The 552-nt window shown below is 71.0% G+C and carries 1 pseudogene; it reads left to right on the top strand.

Annotation, left to right across the window (positions count from 1 at the left end):
- Window positions 1-552 (top strand): annotated as a pseudogene (locus IEY58_RS34215) (urocanate hydratase); the annotation flags it as partial.

Below are 552 nucleotides of genomic sequence, written 5' to 3'. Positions count from 1 at the left end.
CCGCGGGCCTGGGCGGCATGGGCGGCGCGCAGCCGCTGGCCGCGACCATGGCCGGCGCCTCCTGCCTCGCCATCGAGTGCCGGCCGAGCTGCATCGAGTTCCGCCTGCGCACCGGCTATGTCGACACTCTGGCCAAGGACCTGGACGAGGCGCTCGCCATGATCGAGCGCGCCTCCAAGGACGACAAGCCGATCTCGGTCGCTCTGCTCGGCAACGCGGCCGAGATCCTGCCCGAGCTGGTGCGGCGCGGGGTCAGGCCGGACTGCGTCACCGACCAGACCTCGGCCCACGACCCGGTCAACGGCTATCTGCCGAAGGGCTGGAGCCTCCCCGAGTGGGATCGGCAGCGCGAGGCCGATCCCACGGCCGTGACCCGGGCCGCCAAGCGCTCGATGGCCGAGCATGTCCGCGCCATGCTGGCGTTTCAGCAGATGGGCGTGCCGGTCGTCGACTACGGCAACAACATCCGCCAGATGGCGCTCGAGGAAGGCGTCGCGAACGCGTTCGACTTCCCGGGCTTCGTGCCGGCCTATATCCGGCCGCTGTTCTGCC

The organism is Aliidongia dinghuensis, assembly GCF_014643535.1.
GTDB lineage: Bacteria > Pseudomonadota > Alphaproteobacteria > ATCC43930 > CGMCC-115725 > Aliidongia > Aliidongia dinghuensis.
This window is presented reverse-complemented; position numbering and strand designations above follow the sequence as displayed.